Annotated in this window: 3 tRNA genes; all 3 read left to right on the top strand. The window is 52.6% G+C overall.

Annotation, left to right across the window (positions count from 1 at the left end):
• Positions 1 to 97 precede the first annotated feature (97 nt).
• A tRNA-Asp gene (locus KNO58_RS15265) sits at positions 98 to 173 on the top strand.
• A gap of 7 nt (positions 174 to 180) precedes the next feature.
• Positions 181 to 252: transfer RNA gene (locus KNO58_RS15270), tRNA-Gln, on the top strand.
• 10 nt (positions 253 to 262) lie between these two features.
• A tRNA-Lys gene (locus KNO58_RS15275) sits at positions 263 to 338 on the top strand.
• The last annotated feature ends 107 nt before the right edge of the window (positions 339 to 445 follow it).

The following is a 445-nucleotide window of genomic DNA, read 5'->3' on the forward strand; positions in this document are numbered from 1 at the left end:
AGGATTAGCTCAGCTGGGAGAGCACCTGCCTTACAAGCAGGGGGTCGGCGGTTCGATCCCGTCATCCTCCACCATTTCAAATTTAAGCACGTATAACGGTCTTGTGGTGTAGGGGTTAACATGCCTGCCTGTCACGCAGGAGATCGCGGGTTCAAATCCCGTCAAGACCGCCATTTACGTTGGGCCGTAGCCAAGTGGTAAGGCATCGGATTTTGATTCCGACATGCGAAGGTTCGATCCCTTCCGGCCCAGCTTATAATTTGAGTCATTAGCTCAGTTGGTAGAGCATCTGACTTTTAATCAGAGGGTCGCAGGTTCGAGCCCTGCATGACTCACCATTTTTTATCCCTCGTAACACCTTAATACGCTGCGGTCGTGGCGGAATCGGTAGACGCGCTAGGTTGAGGGCCTAGTGGTGGTTAACACCGTGGAGGTTCAAGTCCTC

This window comes from Exiguobacterium sp. J17977, from assembly GCF_018616375.1.
Classification (GTDB): domain Bacteria; phylum Bacillota; class Bacilli; order Exiguobacteriales; family Exiguobacteriaceae; genus Exiguobacterium; species Exiguobacterium mexicanum.